The organism is Micromonospora halophytica, assembly GCF_900090245.1.
Classification (GTDB): Bacteria; Actinomycetota; Actinomycetes; order Mycobacteriales; family Micromonosporaceae; genus Micromonospora; species Micromonospora halophytica.
Genome location: NZ_FMDN01000022.1, coordinates 75,203 through 97,490, shown reverse-complemented (window position 1 = coordinate 97,490; position 22,288 = coordinate 75,203). Strand labels below are relative to the sequence as shown.

Here is a 22,288-nt window from a genome sequence, read left to right as displayed (position 1 = left end):
AGGCCTACAGCTCACGCGGCAACCGCCGCGCGCTGCGGGCCCGACGCATCCCGCACGACATCCCGGAGAAAGACGACCAGAAAGCCAACCGGACCCGGAAAGGGTCACGCGGTGGCCGCCCACCCACCTTCCGCCCACAGCGTTACCGGCAGCGCAACACCATCGAACGGCTGATGAACCGGCGCAAGCAGTTCCGCGCCGTGGCCACCAGATACGACAAGCTCGCCTGTCGCTACCGCGCCACCGTGCAGATCGCCGACATCCTCATCTGGCTACGCGCGAAACCCGATCGCCCCAAGCCATGATCCAGGAGACACGGCCTAGTGGCCATCCGGCCGCCGATAGCCACTACATCCGTGAAATTGCGTGCGGGGGACGGCGGCCGGGCGGGGGCCGGGGCGGGTCGTCGGTGGGTGACGGGGGTGGTTCGGGCCGGGCTCGGACGCCAGGTCACCAGCAGGGCCAGGGCGAGCAGGATCTCGACGAGGTCGCCGACGTAGTACATCAGGGTGGCCGCCACCCGCAGCTGCGCCCCCGGCGCGGCGGCGTCGACCAGGCCGGCGTACATCAGCTGGGCCAGGGTGGCGTGTGCGGCCACCGACAATGGGCTGTCCCGTTCGCCCCTGCCCGCGCCCCGCAGGGCCAAACGTCCGGATTGCCGTCGGCTCACGGATCCGGGGCGGGCCGACGCGCCACCAGGTGGACAGCCGGCCGTTTCGACGTCCGCGCTGGACTAGGCTCCCGGGCGATGGACGAGGTGACCCGGATCCCGGTCGGCGGCGAGCGGCCGTACGACGTGCTGGTGGGACGCGACCTGCTGGACGAGCTGCCCGGGCTGCTGCCCGGCGCGACCCGGGTGGCGGTGCTGCACGCGCCCCCGCTCAAGGAGCTGGCCGACGCGCTCGCCGAGCAGCTCGGCGCGGCCGGCGCGACCCCGCTGACCGTGGAGCTGCCCGACGCCGAGGCGGGCAAGCGGTTCGAGGTGGCCGCCGACTGCTGGGACCGCCTCGGCGCGGCGGGCTTCACCCGTACCGACGCGGTGGTGGGTGTCGGCGGTGGCGCGGTCACCGACCTGGCCGGCTACGTGGCGGCCTGCTGGCTGCGCGGGGTGCGCTGGGTGCCGGTGGCGACCTCGCTGCTGGGCATGGTCGACGCCGCGGTGGGTGGCAAGACCGGCGTGAACACCGCCGCCGGCAAGAACCTGGTCGGCGCCTTCCACCCGCCGGTCGGGGTGCTGGCCGACCTGGCCACGCTGGACAGCCTGCCCCCGGCCGACCTGGCCGCCGGGCTGGCCGAGGTGGTCAAGTGCGGCTTCATCGCCGACCCGGTCATCCTCGACCTGGTGGAGGCCGACCCGTCCGCCGCGACCGATCCGGGCGGGCCGGTGGTGCGCGAGCTGATCGAACGGGCGATCCGGGTCAAGGCCGACGTGGTCTCCGGGGACCTGCGCGAGTCCGGGGTGCGGGAGGTGCTCAACTACGGGCACACCCTGGCGCACGCCATCGAGAAGGTGGAGGACTACCGCTGGCGGCACGGGCACGCCGTCGCGGTCGGCACCGTCTACGCCGGCGCCCTGGCCCGGCTGGCGGGGCGGCTCGACGCGGCCACCGCCGAGCGGCACCGCACCGTGCTGGCCGCGCTCGGCCTGCCCACCAGCTATTCGGCCGACGCCTGGCCGCAGCTGCTGGCCGCGATGCGGGTGGACAAGAAGACCCGGGGCAGCCGGCTGCGGTTCGTGGTGCTGGACGGCCTGGCCCGGCCGGCGATGCTGGAGGGCCCGGACGACGACCTGCTGTACGCGGCGTACCGGGAGATCAGCCGGTGAGCGCGCCGAGGGTGTACGTGCTCAACGGGCCCAACCTGGGCCGGCTGGGCACCCGTCAGGTCGACGTGTACGGCGTGACCAGCTACGCCGGCCTGGTGGCCCTCTGCGTGGCCACCGGCCGGGAGCTGGGGCTGGACGTGACGGTGCGGCAGACCGACGCCGAGCACGAGCTGATCGGCTGGTTGCACGAGGCGGCCGACGAGGGCGCGGCGGTGGTGCTCAACCCGGCCGCCTGGTCGCACTACTCGATCGCGGTGCGCGACGCCTGCGCCCTGCTGCGCGGCCCGCTGGTCGAGGTGCACATCTCCAACATCCACGCCCGGGAGGAGTTCCGGCACCACTCGGTGGTCTCCGCCGTGGCGACCGGGGTGATCTGCGGCCTCGGTGTGGACGGCTACCGCCTGGCGCTGCGGCACCTGGCCACCCGCTCCGGGTGACCGGCGTCGGCGTCGTACGTCACCGGCTGTGACGCTCGTCGCCCGTCCGGGGGTGACCGGAGCGTGGGACGGCGGTCCGCCTCCGACAGGCGGGGGTCGCCGGTTCGACGCAGCGAGTAGACTTCCCGGGTCTGTCCGCCACTTGACGATCAAGGCAGGAAATGGCCTCCACCAACGACCTGAAGAACGGCCTGGTACTCAACCTCGACGGGGAGCTCTGGTCCGTCGTCGAGTTCCAGCACGTCAAGCCCGGTAAGGGTGGCGCCTTCGTGCGGACCACCCTGAAGAACGTGCTGTCCGGCAAGGTGGTCGACAAGACCTTCAACGCGGGCACCAAGGTCGACACCGCGACCGTCGACAAGCGCACCATGCAGTACCTCTACGCCGACGGCGAGGACTACGTCTTCATGGACCTGGAGACGTTCGACCAGATCACCGTCCCCGGCGGCACCGTCGGCGAGGCGGCCAACTACCTCCTCCCCGAGGCCGAGGCCACCGTCGCCACGCACGAGGACGTGCCGCTCTACATCGAGCTGCCCACCTCCGTCGTGCTGGAGATCACCTACACCGAGCCGGGCCTGCAGGGCGACCGCTCGACCGGCGGTAACAAGCCGGCCACCGTGGAGACCGGCGCGACCGTGCAGGTGCCGCTCTTCATCACCACCGGCGAGAAGATCAAGGTCGACACCCGCGACGGCCGTTACCTCGGCCGAGCCTGATGGCCGAGGGTCCCAAGCAGCAGATGCCGTCGCGCCGCAAGGCGCGTAAGCGGGCGCTGGACGTGCTCTTCGAGGCCGACCTGCGGGACCGGCCCCCGGTCGAGGTGCTCGCCGGCTACGTCGAGCGGATCGAGAAGCCACGGCCGGAGCACCTGGGGTACGCGGTCAGCCTGGTCGAGGGGGTGGCCGCGCACCTCGACCGGATCGACGAGGTGATCGCCAGCTACGCCGAGGGCTGGACGCTGGACCGGATGCCGGTGGTCGACCGCAACCTCGCCCGGATCGCCGTCTACGAGCTGCTCTACGTCGACGAGATCGACGACGCGGTGGCGATCAGTGAGGCGGTCGAGCTGGCCCGGCAGATGTCGACCGACGACTCGCCGCGCTTCCTCAACGGCGTGCTGGGCCGGATCGCCGAGTACACCACCCGCTGACCGGCGGCGACGGGTGGGTCCCACCGCGGCACCGACGACGAGAAGGGCCCGTGCCGACCGGCACGGGCCCTTCTCGGTGCGACAGCTCAGGACGCGAAGAACGCCCGCGGGTCGGCGACCAGCACACCGTGCTCGGTGAGTCGCTCGATCAGGCCGGACGGCGAGGCGTCGTAGACGATCGCCAGGGCGCGCAGGTCGTCGGCGCGGATGGAGAGCACCCGGCCGTTGTAGTCACCACGCTGCTGCTGGATGGCGCGGGCGTACCGGGCGACGTAGGCGAGGTCCTCGGAGGCCTCGTCGTAGAGCCGCTCCAGGTCCAGCACGATCTTGCTGGTGGGCTCGTGGCGCACCCCGCTGCCGTCGGGCAACAGCTCCGAGACGGGAACGCGGTAGAAGTCGGCCAGCTCCGCCAGGCGGGACACGGTGACGGCCCGGTCGCCGCGCTCGTACGAGCCGACCACCACGGCCTTCCACCGCCCGTTCGACTTCTCCTCCACACCCTGCAGGGACAGGCCCTGCTGCTGGCGGATGGAGCGCAGGCGGGCGCCCAGCGACTTGGCGTATTCAGAGGGCATTCGGACACTCCCAGTGCTGTGCTTTGGGGTTCTCCCAGCGATCGCTACGGAGCGTGACGGTACGGGGATTGCGACATGTGGTCAAGTGCTCGTGACCTTACCGTTGGCGAGCCCGTGTGGAGTTGTCCCCATTTGGCCGCCCTGATCCGGGGATCAGTGGGTGCCGGCGGTCGGTCCGGTGACCGCTGGTAACGTGGCGTGAAGCCCCGGCGTGGCTCGCCCGCGATCCGCACCGGTGGTGCCAGACGTCCTTTAACGACCCGTCCCGTGAGGCGGGGAAGGAGGTCCGCCGTGGCCTGCCCACCGGCTGCCCCAGCGTCGCCACAGCGACAACCCTCGGTGAAGGTGATCCTCGCCAGCGCCGACGTCCAGCGCGTCGTCGACCGGATCGCCCACCAGATCCTGGAGAAGACCCAGGGCGCCGCCGACACCGTGCTGCTCGGCATTCCCACCCGGGGCGCCCCGTTGGCGAAGCGGCTCGCCGCCCGGATCAGCACCTTCGAGGACGTCGACGTCCCGGTCGGGGTGCTCGACATCACCCTCTACCGCGACGACCTGCGCCGACACGCCACCCGCGCGATCGGCCCCACCCAGCTCCCGCCGGGCGGCATCGACGGCAAGCGGGTCGTCCTCGTCGACGACGTGCTCTTCTCCGGCCGTACCGTGCGGGCCGCCCTCGACGCCCTGAACGACGTGGGCCGCCCCGCCTCGGTGCAGCTCGCCGTCCTGGTCGACCGGGGGCACCGCCAGCTGCCGATCCGCGCCGACTACGTCGGCAAGAACATCCCCACCTCGCTGGCCGAGAGCGTGAAGGTCACCCTCGCCGAGACCGACGGCGCCGACGAGGTCAAGCTCTTCGGGGGAGCCCCGTGAGCGCGAGGAGTGCCGCGCGGCGGGGCCCCGCAGCCGCGAACGAAAGGCAGGCCCAGTGATCCGCCACCTGCTCTCCGGGGCCGACCCGGACCTGGCCACCGCCACCCAGATCCTCGACACCGCCGCCGAGATGGCCACCGTCGCCGGCCGGGAGGTCAAGAAGCTCCCCGCGCTGCGCGGCCGGACCGTGGTCAACCTCTTCTACGAGGACTCCACCCGGACCCGGATCTCCTTCGAGGCCGCCGCCAAGCGGCTCAGCGCCGACGTGATCAACTTCTCGGCCAAGGGCTCCAGCGTGACCAAGGGCGAGAGCCTGAAGGACACCGCGCTGACCCTGCAGGCGATGGGGGCCGACGCGGTGGTCGTCCGGCACCCCGCCTCCGGCGCCCCGCACCGGCTGGCCAACTGGGTGGACGGGTCGGTGGTCAACGCCGGCGACGGCACCCACGAGCACCCGACCCAGGCGCTGCTCGACGCGTACACCATGCGCTCCCGGCTGGGCCGGCTGGCCGGCCTGCACGTGGCGATCGTCGGGGACGTGCTGCACTCCCGGGTGGCCCGCTCCAACGTGCTGCTGCTCTCCACCCTCGGGGCGAAGGTCACCCTGGTCGGCCCGCCCACCCTCATCCCGATGGACATCTCGGCCGCGCTCGCCCCCGGCACCGCCGTCTCCTACGACCTCGACGCCGTTCTTCCCGACGTGGACGTGGTGATGATGCTGCGGGTGCAGCGGGAGCGGATGAACGACTCCTACTTCCCCTCCGCCCGCGAGTACTCGCGCCGCTTCGGGCTCGACGGCCCGCGCATGCGTCGGCTGCCCGAGCACGCGATCGTCATGCACCCCGGCCCGATGAACCGGGGCATGGAGATCACGCCCGAGGTCGCCGACTCACCCCGCTCCACCATCGTCGAACAGGTCGCCAACGGGGTCTCCGTGCGGATGGCCGTCCTCTACCTGCTGCTCGGAGGGAACAACCTGTGACCCCGTACCTGATCAGGAACGTGAGCGTCGTCGGCGCCGCGCCGACCGACCTGCTGATCCGCGACGGCGTCGTCGCCGAGACCGGTTCCGGGCTCACCGCGCCGGACGCAGGCGTGATCGACGGCACCGGGCTGGTCGCCCTGCCCGGCCTGGTCGACCTGCACACCCATCTGCGCGAGCCCGGCCGGGAGGACGCCGAGACCGTCGAGTCCGGCTCCCGTGCGGCGGCGCTCGGCGGCTACACCGCCGTCTGCGCGATGGCGAACACCTCCCCGGTCGCGGACACCGCCGGCGTGGTCGAGCAGGTCTGGCGCCTCGGCCGGGAGGCCGGGCTGGTCGACGTGCAGCCGATCGGCGCGGTCACCGTCGGCCTGGCCGGCGAGCGGCTGGCCGAGCTGGGCGCGATGGCCGACTCGGCGGCCCGGGTCCGGATCTTCTCCGACGACGGGCACTGCGTCGCCGACCCGAAGCTGATGCGCCGGGCCCTGGAGTACGTCAAGGCGTTCGACGGCATCATCGCCCAGCACGCCGAGGAGCCCCGGCTCACCGAGGGCGCGCAGATGCACGAGGGTGAGGTCTCCACCCGGCTCGGGCTGACCGGCTGGCCGGCGGTCGCCGAGGAGGCGATCATCGCCCGGGACGTGCTGCTGGCCGAGCACGTCGGCAGCCGGCTGCACGTCTGCCACGTCTCCACCGCCGGCAGCGTCGAGGTGCTGCGCCAGGCCAAGGCGCGCGGCGTCCGGGTCACCGCCGAGGTCACCCCGCACCACCTGCTGCTCACCGACGCCAAGGCCGAGACCTACGACCCGGTCTACAAGGTCAACCCGCCGCTGCGCACCGACACCGACATCGCCGCGCTGCGCGCCGCGCTGGCCGAGGGCGTCATCGACATCGTCGCCACCGACCACGCCCCGCACGCCGTGGAGGACAAGGAGTGCGAGTGGGCGTACGCCCGGCCGGGCATGCTCGGCCTGGAGACGGCGCTCTCCATCGCCCTCGACGTGCTCGGCCCCGAGTGGGACCTGATCGCCGAGCGGATGTCCCGCACCCCGGCCCGGATCGCCGGCCTCGACTCCCACGGCGTCGACCCGGCGCCCGGCGTGCCGGCCAACCTCACCCTGGTCGACCCGGCCGCCCGCCGGGTGATCGAGCCCGCGGACCTGGCCAGCCGCAGTCGCAACACCCCGTACGCCCGCATGACGCTGCCGGGTCGCATCGTGGCGACCTTCCTGCGCGGCGAGCCGACGGTCCTGGACGGAAAGGCTGTCAAGTGAGCGCGAGGAATGCAGCGGAGCGGAGTCCCGCAGTCGCGAACGAGAGGCGGGTACGGTAGATGGCGAAGCGTAGATCCGCGATCCTCGTGCTGGAGGACGGGCGCACGTTCCACGGCGAGGCGTACGGCAGCGTCGGGGAGAGCTTCGGCGAGGCGGTCTTCAACACCGGCATGACCGGCTACCAGGAGACCCTGACCGACCCCTCCTACCACCGGCAGGTGGTGGTGCAGACCGCGCCGCACATCGGCAACACCGGCGTCAACGGCGAGGACGACGAGTCCGGCCGGATCTGGGTCGCCGGGTACGTGGTGCGCGACCCGGCCCGGATCGGCTCCAACTGGCGCGCCACCGGCGGGCTCGAGGACCGGCTCGCCGCCGAGGGCGTGGTCGGCATCAGCGGCGTGGACACCCGGGCGCTGACCCGGCACCTGCGCGAGCGGGGCGCGATGCGGGTCGGCATCTCCAGCGTCGACGACGACCTGCGGGCCCTGCTGGCCCGGGTTCGCCAGTCCCCGCAGATGGTGGGCGCGGACCTCTCCGCCGAGGTGACCACCGACAAGCCGTACGTCGTCGAGGCGGAGGGCCCGCACCGGTTCACCGTCGCCGCGCTGGACCTGGGCATCAAGCGCAACGTCCCGCGCCGGCTCGCCGTGCGCGGGGTCACCACCCACGTCCTGCCCGCCGGCTCGACCATCGACGACCTGCTCGCCGCCGGCGCGGACGCGGTCTTCTTCTCGCCCGGCCCGGGCGACCCGGCCACCGCCGACGGGCCGGTCGCGCTCGCCCGCGACGTGCTCAGCCGCAGGATCCCGCTGTTCGGCATCTGCTTCGGCAGCCAGATCCTCGGCCGGGCGCTCGGCTTCGGCACCTACAAGCTCGGCTACGGCCACCGCGGCATCAACCAGCCGGTGCTCGACCGGGCCACCGGCAAGGTCGAGGTGACCAGCCACAACCACGGCTTCGCGGTCGAGGTTCCCGGGGTCGGGGCCGGCGCGGTCGTCCCCGACCAGGTGATCGAGACCGAGTTCGGCGGCGTCCAGGTGTCGCACGTCTGCCTCAATGACAACGTGGTCGAGGGGCTGCGGGCCAGGGACGTGCCCGCCTTCACCGTCCAGTACCACCCGGAGGCGGCGGCCGGCCCGCACGACGCGGACTACCTCTTCGACCGCTTCGCCGAGCTCATCGAAGGCGGAAAGAATGCCTAAACGCACCGACCTCAAGCACATCCTGGTCATCGGCTCCGGGCCGATCGTCATCGGGCAGGCCTGCGAGTTCGACTACTCCGGCACCCAGGCGTGCCGGGTGCTGCGCGCCGAGGGGATCCGGGTCAGCCTGGTCAACTCCAACCCGGCGACGATCATGACGGACCCGGAGTTCGCCGACGCCACGTACGTCGAGCCGATCACCCCGGAGTTCGTCGAGCTGGTCATCGCCAAGGAGCGTCCCGACGCGCTGCTGCCGACCCTCGGCGGGCAGACCGCGCTGAACACCGCGGTCGCCCTGCACGAGGCGGGCGTGCTCGACAAGTACGGCGTGGAGCTGATCGGCGCGAACATCGAGGCGATCCACCGCGGCGAGGACCGGCAGCTGTTCAAGGACATCGTCGCCAGGGCCGGCGCCCGGATCGGCATCGCCGACCCCACCGCGCTGGTGCCGCGCTCGCGGGTCTGCCACTCCATGGCCGAGGTCGAGGCGACCGTGGCCGAGCTGGGCCTGCCGGTGGTCATCCGCCCGTCGTTCACCATGGGCGGCCTGGGCTCCGGGATGGCGCACACCGACGAGGACCTGGCCCGCATCGCCGGCGCCGGCCTGGCCGCCAGCCCGGTGCACGAGGTGCTCATCGAGGAGAGCGTGCTCGGCTGGAAGGAGTACGAGCTCGAGCTGATGCGCGACCGCCACGACAACGTGGTGGTGGTCTGCTCGATCGAGAACGTCGACCCGATGGGCGTGCACACCGGCGACAGCGTGACCGTCGCCCCGGCGATGACCCTCACCGACCGGGAGTACCAAGGCCTGCGCGACCTGGGCATCGCCGTGCTGCGCGAGGTCGGGGTGGACACCGGCGGCTGCAACATCCAGTTCGCGGTCAACCCGGCCGACGGCCGGATCGTCGTCATCGAGATGAACCCCCGGGTGTCCCGCTCGTCGGCGCTGGCCTCCAAGGCGACCGGCTTCCCGATCGCCAAGATCGCCGCCAAGCTGGCCATCGGCTACACCCTGGACGAGATCCCCAACGACATCACCCTGAAGACCCCGGCGGCGTTCGAGCCGACCCTGGACTACGTGGTGGTGAAGATCCCCCGGTTCGCGTTCGAGAAGTTCCCCGGCGCCGACCCGGAGCTGACCACCACGATGAAGTCCGTCGGCGAGGCGATGAGCCTCGGGCGCAATTTCACCGAGGCGCTCAACAAGGCGATGCGCTCGTTGGAGACGAAGGCGACCGGGTTCTGGACCCAGCCCGACCCGGCCGGCGCGACGAAGGAGAACACCCTCGCCGCGCTTCGGATGCCGCACGACGGCCGGCTGTACACCGTCGAGCGGGCGCTGCGGCTGGGCGCCTCCGTCGCCGAGGTGGCCGCGGCCTCCGGCGGGATCGACCCGTGGTTCCTGGACCAGATCGCCGCGCTGGTCGAACTGCGCGCCGAGATCGTGGACGCCTCGGTGCTCGACGCCGACCTGCTGCGCCGGGCCAAGCGGGCCGGCCTGTCCGATCGGCAGCTCGCCGCGCTCCGTCCCGAGCTGGCCGCCGAGGACGGCGTACGTACCCTGCGGCACCGGCTCGGCGTCCGGCCGGTCTACAAGACGGTGGACACCTGCGCCGCCGAGTTCGAGGCGACCACGCCGTACCACTACTCCACCTACGACTCCGAGACCGAGGTCGTGCCGTCGGCCCGGCCGAAGGTGCTCATCCTGGGCTCCGGGCCGAACCGGATCGGCCAGGGCATCGAGTTCGACTACTCCTGCGTGCACGCGGTTCAGGCGCTGCGCAGCGCGCCGCTCGGCGCAGCCGCTGCGTCCGGTGCCGGAGGCGCCGGCTACGAGACCGTGATGGTCAACTGCAACCCGGAGACCGTCTCCACCGACTACGACACCGCGGACCGGCTCTACTTCGAGCCGCTGACCTTCGAGGACGTGCTGGAGGTCTGGCACGCCGAGGACTCGTCGGGCCGGGCGGCCGGCGGTCCGGGCGTGGTCGGGGTGATCGTGCAGCTCGGCGGGCAGACGCCGCTGGGCCTGGCGCAGCGGCTCAAGGACGTCGGGGTGCCGGTGGTCGGCACCTCGCCGGAGTCGATCCACCTGGCCGAGGAGCGGGGCGCGTTCGGCGCGGTGCTCGCCCGGGCCGGGCTGCGGGCCCCGGCGCACGGCATGGCCACCTCGTACGACGAGGCGAAGGCGATCGCCGACGAGATCGGGTACCCGGTGCTGGTCCGGCCGTCGTACGTGCTCGGCGGGCGGGGCATGGAGATCGTCTACGACAACGCCACGCTGCGCGACTACATCGGGCGGGCCACCGACATCTCCCCGGACCACCCGGTGCTGGTCGACCGGTTCCTGGACGACGCCATCGAGATCGACGTGGACGCGCTCTGCGACGCCGACGGCGAGGTCTACCTCGGCGGTGTGATGGAGCACATCGAGGAGGCCGGCATCCACTCCGGCGACTCGTCGTGCGCGCTGCCGCCGATCACCCTGGCCGGCTCGCACCTGGCCCAGGTCCGCCGTTACACCGAGGCGATCGCGAAGGGCGTCGGCGTGCGCGGGCTGCTCAACGTCCAGTACGCCCTCAAGGACGACATGCTGTACGTGCTGGAGGCCAACCCGCGTGCCTCCCGTACCGTCCCGTTCGTCTCCAAGGCCACGGCGGTGCCGCTGGCCAAGGCGGCGGCCCGGATCGCGCTCGGCGCCACCATCGCCGAGTTGCGCGCCGAGGGGATGCTGCCGCCCACCGGAGACGGTGGGGCGATGCCGGCCGACGCCCCGATCGCGGTGAAGGAGGCGGTGCTGCCGTTCAAGCGGTTCCGCACCCCGTCCGGCAAGGGTGTCGACTCGCTGCTCGGCCCGGAGATGAAGTCCACCGGTGAGGTGATGGGCATCGACACCAACTTCGGGCACGCCTTCGCCAAGTCGCAGTCGGCCGCGTACGGTTCGCTGCCGACCGGCGGCCGGATCTTCGTCTCGGTGGCCAACCGGGACAAGCGGGGCATGATCTTCCCGATCAAGCGTCTGGCCGACCTGGGCTTCGAGATCGTCGCCACCACCGGCACGGCGGAGGTGCTGCGCCGGCACGGGATCGCCTGTGAGCAGATCCGCAAGCACTACGAGTCGGGAGAGGGCGAGGACGCGGTGTCGATGATCCTCGGCGGCGACGTGGCCCTGGTGGTGAACACCCCGCAGGGCTCCGGCGCGAGCGCCCGCACGGACGGCTACGAGATCCGCAGCGCCGCCGTCACGGCCGACATCCCCTGCATCACCACCGTCCCCGGCGCCGCCGCCGCGGTGATGGGCATCGAGGCCCGGATTCGCGGTGACATGCGCGTGCGCCCGTTGCAGGAGCTCCACGCCGCCCTGCGAGCCGGCGAGTGACCGCCGGTCCGGTCACGTCGATCATGAGGACGGCGGTGCGGCCGGAGATCGACATCGCCGGCAGCTTCATGATCGACAGGGCTCGGCGCGGGGGAGGCGGCGCGTGATCTTCGAGCGGGTGGTGCGGGCCGGGTTGTTCCGGATCGGGGGAGGGGACGCCGAGGCGGCGCACGAGTGGACGCTGCGGCGGCTGGCCGTACTCTCGGGGCGGCCGGCGGCGCTCGCGGCGCTGCGGGCGCGGTACCTGGTGCGGGCGCCGCGCACGGTGTTCGGGGTCGAGTTCCCCAACCCGGTCGGGCTGGCCGCGGGGATGGACAAGAACGGGGTCGCGCTGCCCGCCTGGCCGGCGCTCGGGTTCGGCTTCGTCGAGGTCGGCACGGTCACCGCGCACGCCCAGCCGGGCAACCCGCGGCCCCGGCTGTTCCGGCTGCGCGACAGCGAGGCCGTGATCAACCGGATGGGCTTCAACAACGCCGGCGCCGAGGCCCTCGCGGCCCGGCTGGCGGCGCTGCCCCGCCCGCTCGGGGTGCCGTTGGGCATCTCGCTGGGCAAGTCCAAGGTGACCCCGCTGGACGAGGCGGTCGAGGACTACCTCGCCTCGTACCGGGCGCTGCGCGCGCACGGCGACTACTTCGCGGTCAACGTCTCCTCGCCGAACACCCCCGGGCTGCGCAGCCTGCAGGACAAGAGCCACCTGGACGCCCTGCTGGCGGCACTGGTCGGGGAGAAGCCGGTGCTGGTGAAGATCGCCCCGGACCTCACCGAGCCGGCCATCGCCGAGCTGCTGGAGGTCTGCCTGGCCCGGGGTGCGGCCGGCGTGATCGCCACCAACACCACACTGGCCCGCGACGGCCTCGCCCCGGCCGACCGGGCGCGGGGCGCCGAGACCGGTGGCCTCTCCGGCCGGCCGCTGCGCGGGCGGGCCCGGGAGGTGGTCGCCTTCGTGCACGCCGAGACCGGCGGCCGGCTGCCGGTGATCGGGGTCGGCGGCATCCTCGACCCGGACGACGCCGCCCGGATGTTCGACGCCGGGGCCAGCCTGGTGCAGCTCTACACCGGATTCATCTACCGGGGCCCGGGCCTGGTCCGGGCCGCCGCCCGGGTCACAGCCGCCGCACCGGCGCCGGTGGGGTGAGCCGGCCGGTGGCCGCGGCGGCGATCGACGAGGGTACGAAGGAGAGCGCGTGACGCCCGAGGAGATCCTGGCCGCCGACCGGGCCCACGTCTGGCACCCGTACGCGGCCCTGCCGCCGGCCGTCCCGCCGTACGTGGTGCGCAGCGCCGAGGGGGTACGGCTGCGGCTGGCCGACGGCCGGGAGCTGGTCGACGGGATGTCGTCCTGGTGGGCGGCGATCCACGGCTACCGGCACCCGGTGCTCGACGCGGCCGTCACCGACCAGCTCGGCCGGATGAGTCACGTGATGTTCGGCGGGCTCACCCACGAGCCCGCCGTCCGGCTGGCGCGGACGCTGGTGGAGCTGACTCCCGACGGCCTGGAACACGTCTTCCTGGCCGATTCCGGCTCGGTCGCCGTCGAGGTGGCCGTGAAGATGTGCCTGCAGTACCAGCGGGCCACCGGCCGGCCCGAGCGGCGGCGGCTGGGCACCTGGCGGGGCGGCTACCACGGCGACACGTTCCACCCGATGAGCGTCTGCGACCCGGAGGGGGGCATGCACCACCTCTGGGGTGACGTGCTGCCCCGACAGGTCTTCGCTCCCGTGCCGCCCGGCGGCTTCGACGACGGACCCGACCCGGCGTACGTGGCGGAGCTGACCGACGCGGTCGAGCGGCACGCCCACGAGCTGGCTGCGGTGATCGTGGAACCGGTGGTGCAGGGCGCGGGCGGGATGCGCTTCCACCACCCCGGATACCTGCGGGTGCTGCGCGAGGTGACCCGGGCACACGGGGTGCTGCTGATCTTCGACGAGATCGCCACCGGCTTCGGCCGGACCGGCGCCATGTTCGCCGCCGAGCACGCCGGGGTGAGCCCCGACGTGCTCTGCGTCGGCAAGGCGCTCACCGGCGGCTACCTGACCCTGGCCGCCGCGCTCTGCACCCCGCAGGTGGCCCGGGGCATCTCGGCGGGCGGGGTCCTGGCGCACGGCCCGACCTTCATGGGCAACCCGCTCGCCTGTGCGGTCGCCAACGCCTCCCTGGGGCTGCTGCGGGCCACTGACTGGGCCGCGCAGGTGTCCAGGGTGGGTGCGGGGCTGCGGGCCGGCCTGGAGCCGCTGCGCGGCGCTGCCGGGGTGGTCGACGTGCGGGTGCTGGGCGCCATCGGGGTGGTGCAACTGGACCACGAGGTGGACCTGGCGGCGGCGACGGCGGCAGCGGTGGCGCAGGGGGTCTGGCTGCGTCCGTTCCGCGATCTGGTCTACACCATGCCGCCCTATGTCGCCGACGACGCCGACGTGGCCCGGATCGCGGCCGGGATCGCTGCCGCGGTGAAGGCCGGCTGACCGCGCCGGCGGGAGACGCCGGCGCGAGGACGGACGACAGGTCCGGCGGACGCCGCCGGCGAGCACGAGCGTGTGAGGGAGAGGGACGGATGGAGACCTTCGGTGGCCGGCTGCACAGGGCCGTGACCGAGCGGGGACCGCTCTGCGTGGGCATCGACCCGCACCCCGGGCTGCTGGCCCGTTGGGGGCTGTCCGACGACGTCGACGGGTTGGACCGGTTCGCCCGGACGGTCGTGGAGGCGCTCGGTGACCGGGTCGCGGTCGTCAAGCCCCAGTCGGCCTTCTTCGAGCGCTTCGGCGCCCGGGGTGTAGCGATTCTAGAGTCAATTATCCGACAGTTACGCGAATCCGGCGCGCTCGTTCTACTTGACGTCAAGCGTGGCGATATCGGCTCCACCGTCGCCGCGTACGCCTCGGCGTACCTCGACCCGGCCGCTCCGCTGTATGTCGACGCGGTGACCGCCAGTCCTTACCTGGGCGTCGGATCGCTGGCCCCGATGTTCGAGCTGGCGGCCACGCACGGCGGCGGCGTCTTCGTGCTGGCGCTCACCTCGAACCCCGAGGGGGCGCAGGTGCAGCGGGCGCACGGTGCCGACGGACGCACCGTGGCGCAGACCGTCATCGACGAGATTTCCCAGCTCAACGCGGGTGCCCAGCCGCTCGGCAGCTTCGGGCTGGTGGTCGGGGCGACGATCGGCGACACCGGCCACGACCTCTCCCGGGTCAACGGTCCGCTGCTCGCCCCGGGCCTCGGCGCGCAGGGGGCGACCGCCGCCGACCTGCGGACCGTGTTCGGGTCGAGCCTGCCGTCGGTGCTCCCGTCCTATTCGCGCGAAGTGCTCCACGCCGGCCCGGATCCGGCCGCCCTGCGGGCCGCCGCGGAGCGCGTCCTGGCCGACTGCCGGGGCGTTCTGGCTGACTGACGGCTCGGTCACTTTACGTTGATCTTCGCGTGCCCACGTTGCCGAAAGCGCCGTCGACCGCTAGTTTTCCCCGCGCTGGTAACCACGGACCCCTTTGGTTGCCAGCGACACCACGTTTCACAGAGCGGCGGCGCGTTCCGCCCGTCGCGATAGGGACCTGAGGAGAACTGGTGCCGCTCCCGTCACTGACCCCCGAGCAGCGCGCTGCCGCGCTGGAGAAGGCTGCGGAGATCCGCAAGGCCCGTGCTGAGCTGAAGGAGCAGCTCAAGCAGGGCAAGACCACCCTCGCCGTCGTCCTTGAGCGGGCCGAGTCCGACGATGTCGTCGGCAAGCTGAAGGTTTCGGCCGTCCTGCAGGCGATGCCGGGCATCGGCAAGATCCGGGCCACCCAGATCATGGAGAAGCTCAAGATCGCTGACAGCCGTCGCCTGCGCGGACTGGGCGAGCAGCAGCGCAAGGCGCTGCTTGGAGAGTTCGCCGCGAACTGACCGCCGCCACCGTGTAGAAACAAGCGGTGAGCACGGATGACGAGACGCGCCCGGCGGCTCGGCTCACCGTCCTGACCGGACCTTCGGGTGCCGGCCGGGACGGTGTCGTCGAGCTGGTCCGGGCGCGTTCTCCATCCGTGTGGGTGCCCGTTCCGGTCACCACCCGGCCGCGCCGCCCCGACGAGTCCGACGGTGTCGACCGGCTCTTCGTCGACCCGGCCGAGTTCGACCGGATGGTCGCCGCCGGGGAGCTGCTGGAGTGGTTCCGGACGGGCCCGCACCTGCGCGGCACGCCCCGCGAGCCACTGCGGGCCCGGTTGGCGCAGGGGCGACCGGTGCTGCTCCCGCTCGACCTGCCCGGGGCGCTCGCCGTCCGGGAGGCCCTGCCGGACGTCCACCTGGTGCTGCTGACGCCGCCCGGTCGTCGTCCGGACCCGGCGCTCGCCGCGGCCGCCGGACACACCGTGGTCCACGACCTCACCGAGCGGGTCGTCGACGAGCTGGTAGGCTTGCTCGGTTCTTCCTATCTGGCTCCCGCCCGGCCGCGACCTCGCGGTTGAGCGACCAGCCGCGCTCGCGCGGACACTTCAGACGCAGAGGGTTAATTTTCGTGGGATCCATCGCCAACCCCGAGGGCATCACCAACCCGCCGATCGACGAGCTCCTCGAGAAGACCACCTCGAAGTACGCGCTGGTGATCTTCGCCGCCAAGCGTGCCCGCCAGGTCAACGCCTACTACAGCCAGCTCGGTGAGGGCCTGCTGGAGTACGTCGGCCCGCTCGTGGAGACCACCCCGCAGGAGAAGGCGCTCTCCATCGCCATGCGCGAGATCAACGCGGGCCTGCTCACCGCCGAGCCGACCGACCAGCCGTAACACCCCCGCGCGCCGATGTCCGCCGAGATCGTCCTCGGGGTCGGTGGCGGCATCGCCGCCTACAAGGCGTGTGAGCTGCTGCGGCTGTTCACCGAGTCGGGCCACCGGGTCCGGGTCGTGCCGACCGCGTCGGCGCTCCGCTTCGTCGGGGCGCCGACCTGGGCGGCGCTCTCCGGCCGCCCGGTGGCCGACGACGTCTGGTCCGACGTGCACGAGGTGCCGCACGTCCGGCTCGGTCAGCGGGCCGACCTGGTGGTGGTCGCGCCGGCCACGGCGGACCTGCTCGCCAAGGCGGCCCACGGCCTCGCCGACGACCTGCTCACCAACACGCTGCTCACCGCCCGGTGCCCGGTGGTGCTCGCCCCGGCCATGCACACCGAGATGTGGGAGCACCCGGCCACCGTCGCCAACGTCGCCACGTTGCGGTCCCGGGGCGTACGGGTGATCGAGCCCGCCGTCGGCCGGCTCACCGGCGCCGACACCGGCAAGGGGCGGCTGCCCGACCCGGCGGAGATCTTCGCCGTGGCCCGCCGCGCCCTCGCCCGGGGTGTCGACGCCCCGGCCGACCTCGCCGGCCGGCACGTCGTGGTGACCGCCGGCGGCACCCGTGAGCCGCTGGACCCGGTCCGGTTCCTCGGCAACCGTTCCTCCGGCAAGCAGGGGTACGCCTTCGCCCGCGCGGCCGTGGCCCGGGGCGCCCGGGTCACCCTGGTCGCGGCGAACGTCGCCCTGCCCGACCCGGCCGGCGTCGACCTGGTCCGGGCCGGCACCACCGAGGAGCTGCGCAAGGCCACCCTGGAGGCGGCCGCCGACGCCGACGTGGTGGTGATGGCGGCGGCCCCGGCCGACTTCCGCCCGGCGACGTACGCCCCCGGAAAGATCAAGAAGTCGGACGACGGCGACGCGCCCACCATCGAGCTGGTCACCAACCCCGACATCGCCGCCGAGCTGGGTCGGCGCCGCCGGCCCGAGCAGGTGCTGGTGATCTTCGCTGCCGAGACCGGCGACGCCGAGGCCAACGGCCGCGCCAAGCTCGTCCGCAAACGTGCGGACCTCATTGTCGTCAATGAGGTCGGGGTCGACAAGGTCTTCGGCGCCGAGACCAACGCGGCGACCGTCATCGGCGCGGACGGCTCCCTGCACACGCTGCCCGAGCAGGCGAAGGAGGACCTGGCCGACGCCGTCTGGGACCTCGTCGTGGCGCGGCTCGCGGACCGTTCCTGAACCCTGGTCGCGTCAAAGTTCTTTAGCCACCCTGGAGCGGGGGTGACTAAACTGCCGCCGAGCGAAGTGTTCCACCGAGATCAAGTGATTAGGAGTACCGTGACACGTCTCTTCACGTCCGAATCGGTCACGGAAGGCCACCCGGACAAGATCGCCGATCAGATCAGCGACGGCATCCTCGACGCCCTGCTCGCCAAGGATCCGCACAGCCGTGTCGCGGTGGAAACCCTGATCACCACGGGTCAGGTGCACGTCGCCGGTGAGGTGACCACCAAGGCTTACGCGGACATCCCGACCATCGTCCGGGACACCATCCTGAAGATCGGGTACGACTCGTCGAAGAAGGGCTTCGACGGCGCGTCCTGCGGCGTCAGCGTCTCCATCGGCCAGCAGTCCGCCGACATCGCCCAGGGCGTCGACAACGCCTTCGAGCTGCGTACCGGGGCGTCGGAGAGCGCGCTGGACGCGCAGGGCGCCGGCGACCAGGGCATGATGTTCGGCTTCGCCTGCTCGGAGACCCCGGAGCTGATGCCACTGCCGATCGCGCTGGCGCACCGGCTGGCCCGCCGGCTCGCCGCGGTCCGCAAGGACGGCACCGTGCCGTACCTGCGCCCGGACGGCAAGACCCAGGTCACCATCGAGTACGACGGCCTGCGCCCGGTCCGCCTCGACACGGTGGTCGTGTCCAGCCAGCACGCCGCGGACATCTCCCTGGAGTCGCTGCTGACCCCGGACGTGCGCGAGCACGTCATCGCGCCGGAGCTGGAGAGCCTCGGCCTGGACACCGAGGGCTACCGGCTGCTGGTCAACCCGACCGGCCGGTTCGAGATCGGCGGTCCGATGGGTGACGCCGGCCTCACCGGTCGGAAGATCATCGTCGACACCTACGGCGGGTACGCCCGGCACGGCGGCGGCGCGTTCTCCGGCAAGGACCCGTCCAAGGTGGACCGCTCGGCGGCGTACGCGATGCGCTGGGTGGCCAAGAACGTGGTCGCCGCCGGGCTGGCCGAGCGCTGCGAGGCGCAGGTCGCGTACGCGATCGGCAAGGCCCACCCGGTCAGCCTCTTCATCGAGACGTTCGGCACCGAGAACGTGCCGGTCCCCGCCATCGAGAAGGCCGTCACCGAGGTCTTCGACCTGCGTCCGGCCGCCATCATCCGGGACCTGCACCTGCTGCGCCCGATCTACCAGCAGACCGCCGCGTACGGCCACTTCGGCCGTGAGCTGCCGGACCTGACCTGGGAGAGCACCGACCGGGCCGCCGACCTCAAGTCGGCCGCGGGAGCCTGACCGGCACCAGGCGCAGCGACCGGCGACCCGCTGACGGGTCGCCGGTCGCTCGCGTCTGCGTCGACGTGCCCCTGCCGCACCTGGACCGCCCCTTCGACTACCTGGTCCCCGCCGAGCTGGACGCCGACGCGCGCCCCGGGGTCCGGGTGAAGGTCCGTTTCGCGGGACAGCTCGTGGACGGCTGGCTGCTGGACCGGGTCGCGGAGTCCGCCCACCCCCGGCTGGCGTACCTGGAGAAGGTCGTCTCCGCGGAGCCCGTGCTGGCGCCGGAGGTCGCCCGGCTGGCTCGGGCGGTCGCCGACCGGTACGCCGGCAGCCTCGCCGACGTGCTCCGCCTCGCCGTCCCGCCCCGGCACGCCCGGGTCGAGAAGGAGCCCCGCGACGCCCCGGAGGCGGCCGACAACGCCGGGCCCGGCGTGCCGTCCCCCGGCCGGCCGGGGGCGGCTGCCGCGTCCGCGCCGACCGCAGGCCCGGCCGCCGACCCGCGCGGTTGGCGGGACTACCCGGCCGGTCCGGCGTACCTGCGGGCGCTCGCCGAAGGACGTGCCCCGCGCGCGGTCTGGTCGGCCCTCGCCGGCGAGGACTGGGCAGCGCGCTACGCCGACGCGGTCGCCGCCACCGTCGCCGGTGGCCGGGGCGCGGTCGTGGTGGTGGCCGACGCCCGGGACCTCGACCGCCTCGACACCGCGCTCACCGCGGCGCTCGGCCCGGGCCGGCACGCGTGCCTCTCCGCCGCCCTCGGCCCGGCCCGCCGGTACCGCGCCTTCCTCGCCGCGCGGCGTGGCGACGTGCCGGTGGTGATCGGCACCCGGGCGGCGATGTTCGCCCCGGTCGACCGGCTCGGCCTGGTGGCGATCTGGGACGACGGTGACGACCTGCACGCCGAGCCTCGTGCCCCGTACCCGCACGCCCGGGACGTGCTGCTGACCCGGGCCCAGCTCGCCGGGGCCGCCGCCCTGGTCGGCGGGTTCACCCGTACCGCCGAGGCGCAGTTGCTGGTGGAGACGGGCTGGGCCCGCGAGGTGGTCGCCGACCGGGCGACCGTGCGGGCGCGTACCCCGGCCATCGCCCCGACCGGCGACGGCCCGCAACTGGCCCGCGACCCGGGCGCGGCCACCGCCCGGCTGCCCAGCCTGGCCTGGACCACCGCGCGGGACGCCCTGCGCGCGGACACCCCGGTGCTGGTCCAGGTGCCCCGCCGCGGTTACCTCCCCGCGGTCTCCTGCGCGGACTGCCGCACCCCGGCCCGCTGTCCGCACTGCGCCGGCCCGCTGGCGCTGCCGTCGGCCGCCGGCACGCCCGCCTGCCGCTGGTGCGGCCGGGTCGCCGCCGCGTACGCCTGCCCGCAGTGCGGTGGGCGGCGGCTGCGTGCCTCGGTCACCGGTGCCCGGCGCACCGCGGAGGAGTTGGGCCGGGCCTTCCCCGACGTGCCGGTGCGCACCTCGGGCCGGGAGGAGGTGCTGGGCACGGTGCCCGGCGGCGCGGGCCTGGTGATCGCCACCCCGGGCGCGGAGCCGCTCGCCGAGGGCGGCTACGGGGCGGTGCTGCTGCTCGACTCGTGGGCTCTGCTCACCCGGGCCGACCTGCGCGCCGGTGAGGAGGCGCTGCGCCGCTGGCTGAGCGCGGCCGCGCTGGCCCGGCCCGGCCCGGCCGGCGGCCGGGTGGTCGTGGTCGCCGACGGGGCGCTCGCCCCGGTGCAGGCGCTGCTGCGCTGGGACCCGGCCTGGTTCGCCGCCCGGGAGTTGGCCGAGCGGCGGGAGCTGGGCTTCCCGCCGGCGACGAAGATGGCCAGCGTCACCGGCACGGCGCAGGCGGTGGCCGGGCTGCTCGCCGAGGCCCGGCTGCCGGAGTCCGCCGAGGTGCTCGGCCCGGTTCCGGCCGACGAGGGCCGCGAGCGGATGCTGGTCCGGGTGCCCCGGGCCCGGGCCGCCGCCCTGGCCGAGGCGCTGCACACGGCGGCCGGGGTGCGCAGCGCGCGCAAGGCCGCGGAGCCGGTCCGGCTCCAGGTCGACCCGTTGAGCCTGTTCTGACGGCCGGCCCGGCGGGTGACCCCGGACACTCCGGCCGCCGACCATCCCGCTGCGGAGCGTCACCGTCGCACACCGCGTCCGGTAAAGCGCTGGCAGGCGCGTGATAGCATCGCCCGTCATGCCCGGGCGCAGGGATGGCGCGACGATGGCGGAAGGCGTCGGTCCGGCGCCGAGTCGATGATGTCAATCAGCCGGTGATCAGGGGTGGACCAGTCGTGACCGTTCGCAAATCGATCGTCTTCAACGGGGACCTCGGCAGCGGCAAGAGCACCGTCTCCGTCGAGATCGCCAAGCGGCTCGGGATGCGCCGGGTCAGCGTCGGCGACCTCTACCGCCAGATGGCCCAGGAACGGCAGATGACCGCGCTCCAGCTCAACCTGCACGCCGAGCTGGACCAGGCCGTCGACGGCTACGTCGACCAGCTCCAGCGGGACATCGCCGCCTCCGGCGAGTCGCTGGTGATGGACTCCCGGCTGGCCTGGCACTTCTTCACCGACGCGCTCAAGGTGCACATGATCACCGAGCCGGGCGAGGCGGCCCGCCGGGTGCTGCTGCGCCCCTCCGGCCCGGCCGAGAGCTACACCTCGCTGGAGGAGGCGAAGGCCAAGCTCAGGGAGCGTAGCGAGAGCGAGCGCAGCCGGTTCATCGTCCGCTACGGGGTCGACAAGGCCCGGCTGCGCAACTACGACCTGATCTGCGACAGCACCCGGGCCACCGCGGCCGAGGTGATCGAGCACATCGTCGACGCGTACGAGGGTCGGCTCGGTGCCGACGTGCTCGATCAGGCCCCGCCGCTGCTGCTGCTCGACCCGGCCCGGGTCTACCCGACCGAGGACATCGCCACCCTGCGCGGACTGTGGGACTCGGAGTTCGTCGGGGAGGTGGCCGAGGCCGGTGACGAGGCTCTGCAGCCGCTGCGGATCGGCTACACCGGCGAGTACTACTTCGTCGTCGACGGCCACCGTCGGCTCAGCGCCGCCCTGCAGAACGGCTTCCACCTGGTGCCGGCCCAGCTCGTCGCCGAGGTGGACGAGCCGGTCGTCGGCGGCATGAGCGCGGTCGACTACTTCGCCGCCCACGTCCGCCCGTCGACCATCCACGACTGGGAGGCCGCGCACGGCATCACGCTGCCGCTGCCCGAGCACGCCCTGCTCGGTGGCGACGCGGTTCTGGCGGGGGAGCCCGGCGCTGGCGCCTGACCGGTCGTCCGCCGGGCCCACGCCGTTCGACGCCCGGTCCGACGGCGGCCCCGCCGGACCGGTCACGCCCGGCCCGGCCGTTGCCCTCCCGACCACCC

At 73.2% G+C, this 22,288-nt stretch carries 20 protein-coding genes and 1 pseudogene; 20 read left to right on the top strand and 1 reads right to left on the bottom strand.

Annotated elements, in window-relative coordinates:
* From GA0070560_RS28360 to nusB, 5 genes and pseudogenes are all read left to right on the top strand, one after another.
* A pseudogene (locus tag GA0070560_RS28360) lies at nucleotides 1–305 on the top strand (IS5/IS1182 family transposase); the annotation flags it as partial.
* A gap of 443 nt (nucleotides 306–748) precedes the next feature.
* Nucleotides 749–1,825, top strand: a complete 1,077-nt coding sequence (aroB, locus tag GA0070560_RS23405) for a 3-dehydroquinate synthase (protein ID WP_091301482.1) — start codon at nucleotides 749–751, stop codon at nucleotides 1,823–1,825.
* Nucleotides 1,822–2,262: a type II 3-dehydroquinate dehydratase gene (gene aroQ / locus GA0070560_RS23400; RefSeq protein WP_091301480.1), complete on the top strand. Its 441-nt coding sequence runs from the start codon at nucleotides 1,822–1,824 to the stop codon at nucleotides 2,260–2,262. Before aroB ends, aroQ begins: the two co-directional genes overlap by 4 nt.
* A gap of 161 nt (nucleotides 2,263–2,423) precedes the next feature.
* Nucleotides 2,424–2,981 (top strand): elongation factor P, encoded by a 558-nt coding sequence (gene efp, locus GA0070560_RS23395; protein WP_091301478.1) that lies wholly within the window; start codon nucleotides 2,424–2,426, stop codon nucleotides 2,979–2,981.
* 23 nt (nucleotides 2,982–3,004) lie between these two features.
* A complete protein-coding gene (gene nusB / locus GA0070560_RS23390) occupies nucleotides 3,005–3,415 on the top strand; it encodes a transcription antitermination factor NusB (protein ID WP_170839547.1) in 411 nt (136 codons plus the stop codon).
* Nucleotides 3,416–3,501: 86 nt separating this feature from the next.
* On the opposite strand, the gene bldD is transcribed toward nusB, so the two are convergent.
* Complete coding sequence (gene bldD / locus GA0070560_RS23385; RefSeq protein WP_013285505.1) at nucleotides 3,502–3,990, bottom strand: transcriptional regulator BldD; 489 nt, start codon at nucleotides 3,988–3,990, stop codon at nucleotides 3,502–3,504.
* Nucleotides 3,991–4,281: 291 nt separating this feature from the next.
* Here bldD and pyrR point away from each other — a divergent pair, with 291 nt between their 5' ends.
* The 15 genes from pyrR to GA0070560_RS23310 all read left to right on the top strand — a co-directional run bounded on the left by pyrR (nucleotide 4,282) and on the right by GA0070560_RS23310 (nucleotide 22,190).
* Complete coding sequence (gene pyrR / locus GA0070560_RS23380; RefSeq protein ID WP_091301476.1) at nucleotides 4,282–4,863, top strand: bifunctional pyr operon transcriptional regulator/uracil phosphoribosyltransferase PyrR; 582 nt, start codon at nucleotides 4,282–4,284, stop codon at nucleotides 4,861–4,863.
* 55 nt (nucleotides 4,864–4,918) lie between these two features.
* The gene (locus GA0070560_RS23375; RefSeq protein ID WP_091301474.1) at nucleotides 4,919–5,845 is read left to right on the top strand and encodes an aspartate carbamoyltransferase catalytic subunit; all 927 of its coding nucleotides are present in this window, start codon (nucleotides 4,919–4,921) and stop codon (nucleotides 5,843–5,845) included.
* Nucleotides 5,842–7,119, top strand: coding sequence for a dihydroorotase (locus GA0070560_RS23370; protein WP_091301472.1), 1,278 nt, complete (start codon nucleotides 5,842–5,844; stop codon nucleotides 7,117–7,119). The genes GA0070560_RS23375 and GA0070560_RS23370 overlap by 4 nt, the downstream gene beginning before the upstream one ends.
* Before the next feature lie 59 nt (nucleotides 7,120–7,178).
* Nucleotides 7,179–8,324 (top strand): glutamine-hydrolyzing carbamoyl-phosphate synthase small subunit, encoded by a 1,146-nt coding sequence (gene carA / locus GA0070560_RS23365; protein ID WP_091301470.1) that lies wholly within the window; start codon nucleotides 7,179–7,181, stop codon nucleotides 8,322–8,324.
* The gene (gene carB, locus GA0070560_RS23360; RefSeq protein ID WP_091301468.1) at nucleotides 8,317–11,703 is read left to right on the top strand and encodes a carbamoyl-phosphate synthase large subunit; all 3,387 of its coding nucleotides are present in this window, start codon (nucleotides 8,317–8,319) and stop codon (nucleotides 11,701–11,703) included. The genes carA and carB overlap by 8 nt, the downstream gene beginning before the upstream one ends.
* Before the next feature lie 103 nt (nucleotides 11,704–11,806).
* Nucleotides 11,807–12,838 (top strand): quinone-dependent dihydroorotate dehydrogenase, encoded by a 1,032-nt coding sequence (locus GA0070560_RS23355; protein WP_091301466.1) that lies wholly within the window; start codon nucleotides 11,807–11,809, stop codon nucleotides 12,836–12,838.
* 49 nt (nucleotides 12,839–12,887) lie between these two features.
* Nucleotides 12,888–14,162, top strand: coding sequence for an adenosylmethionine--8-amino-7-oxononanoate transaminase (locus GA0070560_RS23350; RefSeq protein ID WP_091301464.1), 1,275 nt, complete (start codon nucleotides 12,888–12,890; stop codon nucleotides 14,160–14,162).
* Between the two features lie 89 nt (nucleotides 14,163–14,251).
* On the top strand, nucleotides 14,252–15,085 hold the full coding sequence (gene pyrF / locus GA0070560_RS23345; RefSeq protein WP_091301462.1) for an orotidine-5'-phosphate decarboxylase: 834 nt from the start codon (nucleotides 14,252–14,254) through the stop codon (nucleotides 15,083–15,085).
* 170 nt (nucleotides 15,086–15,255) lie between these two features.
* Entirely contained in the window at nucleotides 15,256–15,573 is a 318-nt protein-coding gene (gene mihF / locus GA0070560_RS23340) for an integration host factor, actinobacterial type (RefSeq protein WP_091301460.1), read from the top strand.
* Nucleotides 15,574–15,599: 26 nt separating this feature from the next.
* Nucleotides 15,600–16,133 (top strand): guanylate kinase, encoded by a 534-nt coding sequence (locus tag GA0070560_RS23335; protein WP_091301457.1) that lies wholly within the window; start codon nucleotides 15,600–15,602, stop codon nucleotides 16,131–16,133.
* 50 nt (nucleotides 16,134–16,183) lie between these two features.
* Entirely contained in the window at nucleotides 16,184–16,447 is a 264-nt protein-coding gene (rpoZ, locus tag GA0070560_RS23330; protein WP_088978488.1) for a DNA-directed RNA polymerase subunit omega, read from the top strand.
* A 15-nt stretch (nucleotides 16,448–16,462) separates the two neighbouring features.
* Nucleotides 16,463–17,671, top strand: coding sequence for a bifunctional phosphopantothenoylcysteine decarboxylase/phosphopantothenate--cysteine ligase CoaBC (gene coaBC, locus GA0070560_RS23325; protein WP_091301455.1), 1,209 nt, complete (start codon nucleotides 16,463–16,465; stop codon nucleotides 17,669–17,671).
* Nucleotides 17,672–17,770: 99 nt separating this feature from the next.
* Nucleotides 17,771–18,961, top strand: a complete 1,191-nt coding sequence (gene metK / locus GA0070560_RS23320; RefSeq protein WP_091301453.1) for a methionine adenosyltransferase — start codon at nucleotides 17,771–17,773, stop codon at nucleotides 18,959–18,961.
* The gene (locus tag GA0070560_RS23315) at nucleotides 18,958–20,991 is read left to right on the top strand and encodes a primosomal protein N' (RefSeq protein WP_170839546.1); all 2,034 of its coding nucleotides are present in this window, start codon (nucleotides 18,958–18,960) and stop codon (nucleotides 20,989–20,991) included. The genes metK and GA0070560_RS23315 overlap by 4 nt, the downstream gene beginning before the upstream one ends.
* 215 nt (nucleotides 20,992–21,206) lie before the next feature.
* Entirely contained in the window at nucleotides 21,207–22,190 is a 984-nt protein-coding gene (locus GA0070560_RS23310; RefSeq protein WP_091301451.1) for an AAA family ATPase, read from the top strand.
* Nucleotides 22,191–22,288: the final 98 nt, after the last annotated feature.

What these genes read in the sequence shown, in the direction of transcription:
- aroB (WP_091301482.1), top strand. Translation starts at nt 749, where the DNA reads ATGGACGAGGTGACCCGGATCCCGGTCGGCGGCGAGCGGCCGTACGAC.
- efp (WP_091301478.1), top strand. Translation starts at nt 2,424, where the DNA reads ATGGCCTCCACCAACGACCTGAAGAACGGCCTGGTACTCAACCTCGAC.
- nusB (WP_170839547.1), top strand. Translation starts at nt 3,005, where the DNA reads ATGCCGTCGCGCCGCAAGGCGCGTAAGCGGGCGCTGGACGTGCTCTTC.
- bldD (WP_013285505.1), bottom strand. Translation starts at nt 3,990, where the DNA reads ATGCCCTCTGAATACGCCAAGTCGCTGGGCGCCCGCCTGCGCTCCATC.
- carA (WP_091301470.1), top strand. Translation starts at nt 7,179, where the DNA reads ATGGCGAAGCGTAGATCCGCGATCCTCGTGCTGGAGGACGGGCGCACG.
- carB (WP_091301468.1), top strand. Translation starts at nt 8,317, where the DNA reads ATGCCTAAACGCACCGACCTCAAGCACATCCTGGTCATCGGCTCCGGG.
- pyrF (WP_091301462.1), top strand. Translation starts at nt 14,252, where the DNA reads ATGGAGACCTTCGGTGGCCGGCTGCACAGGGCCGTGACCGAGCGGGGA.
- coaBC (WP_091301455.1), top strand. Translation starts at nt 16,463, where the DNA reads ATGTCCGCCGAGATCGTCCTCGGGGTCGGTGGCGGCATCGCCGCCTAC.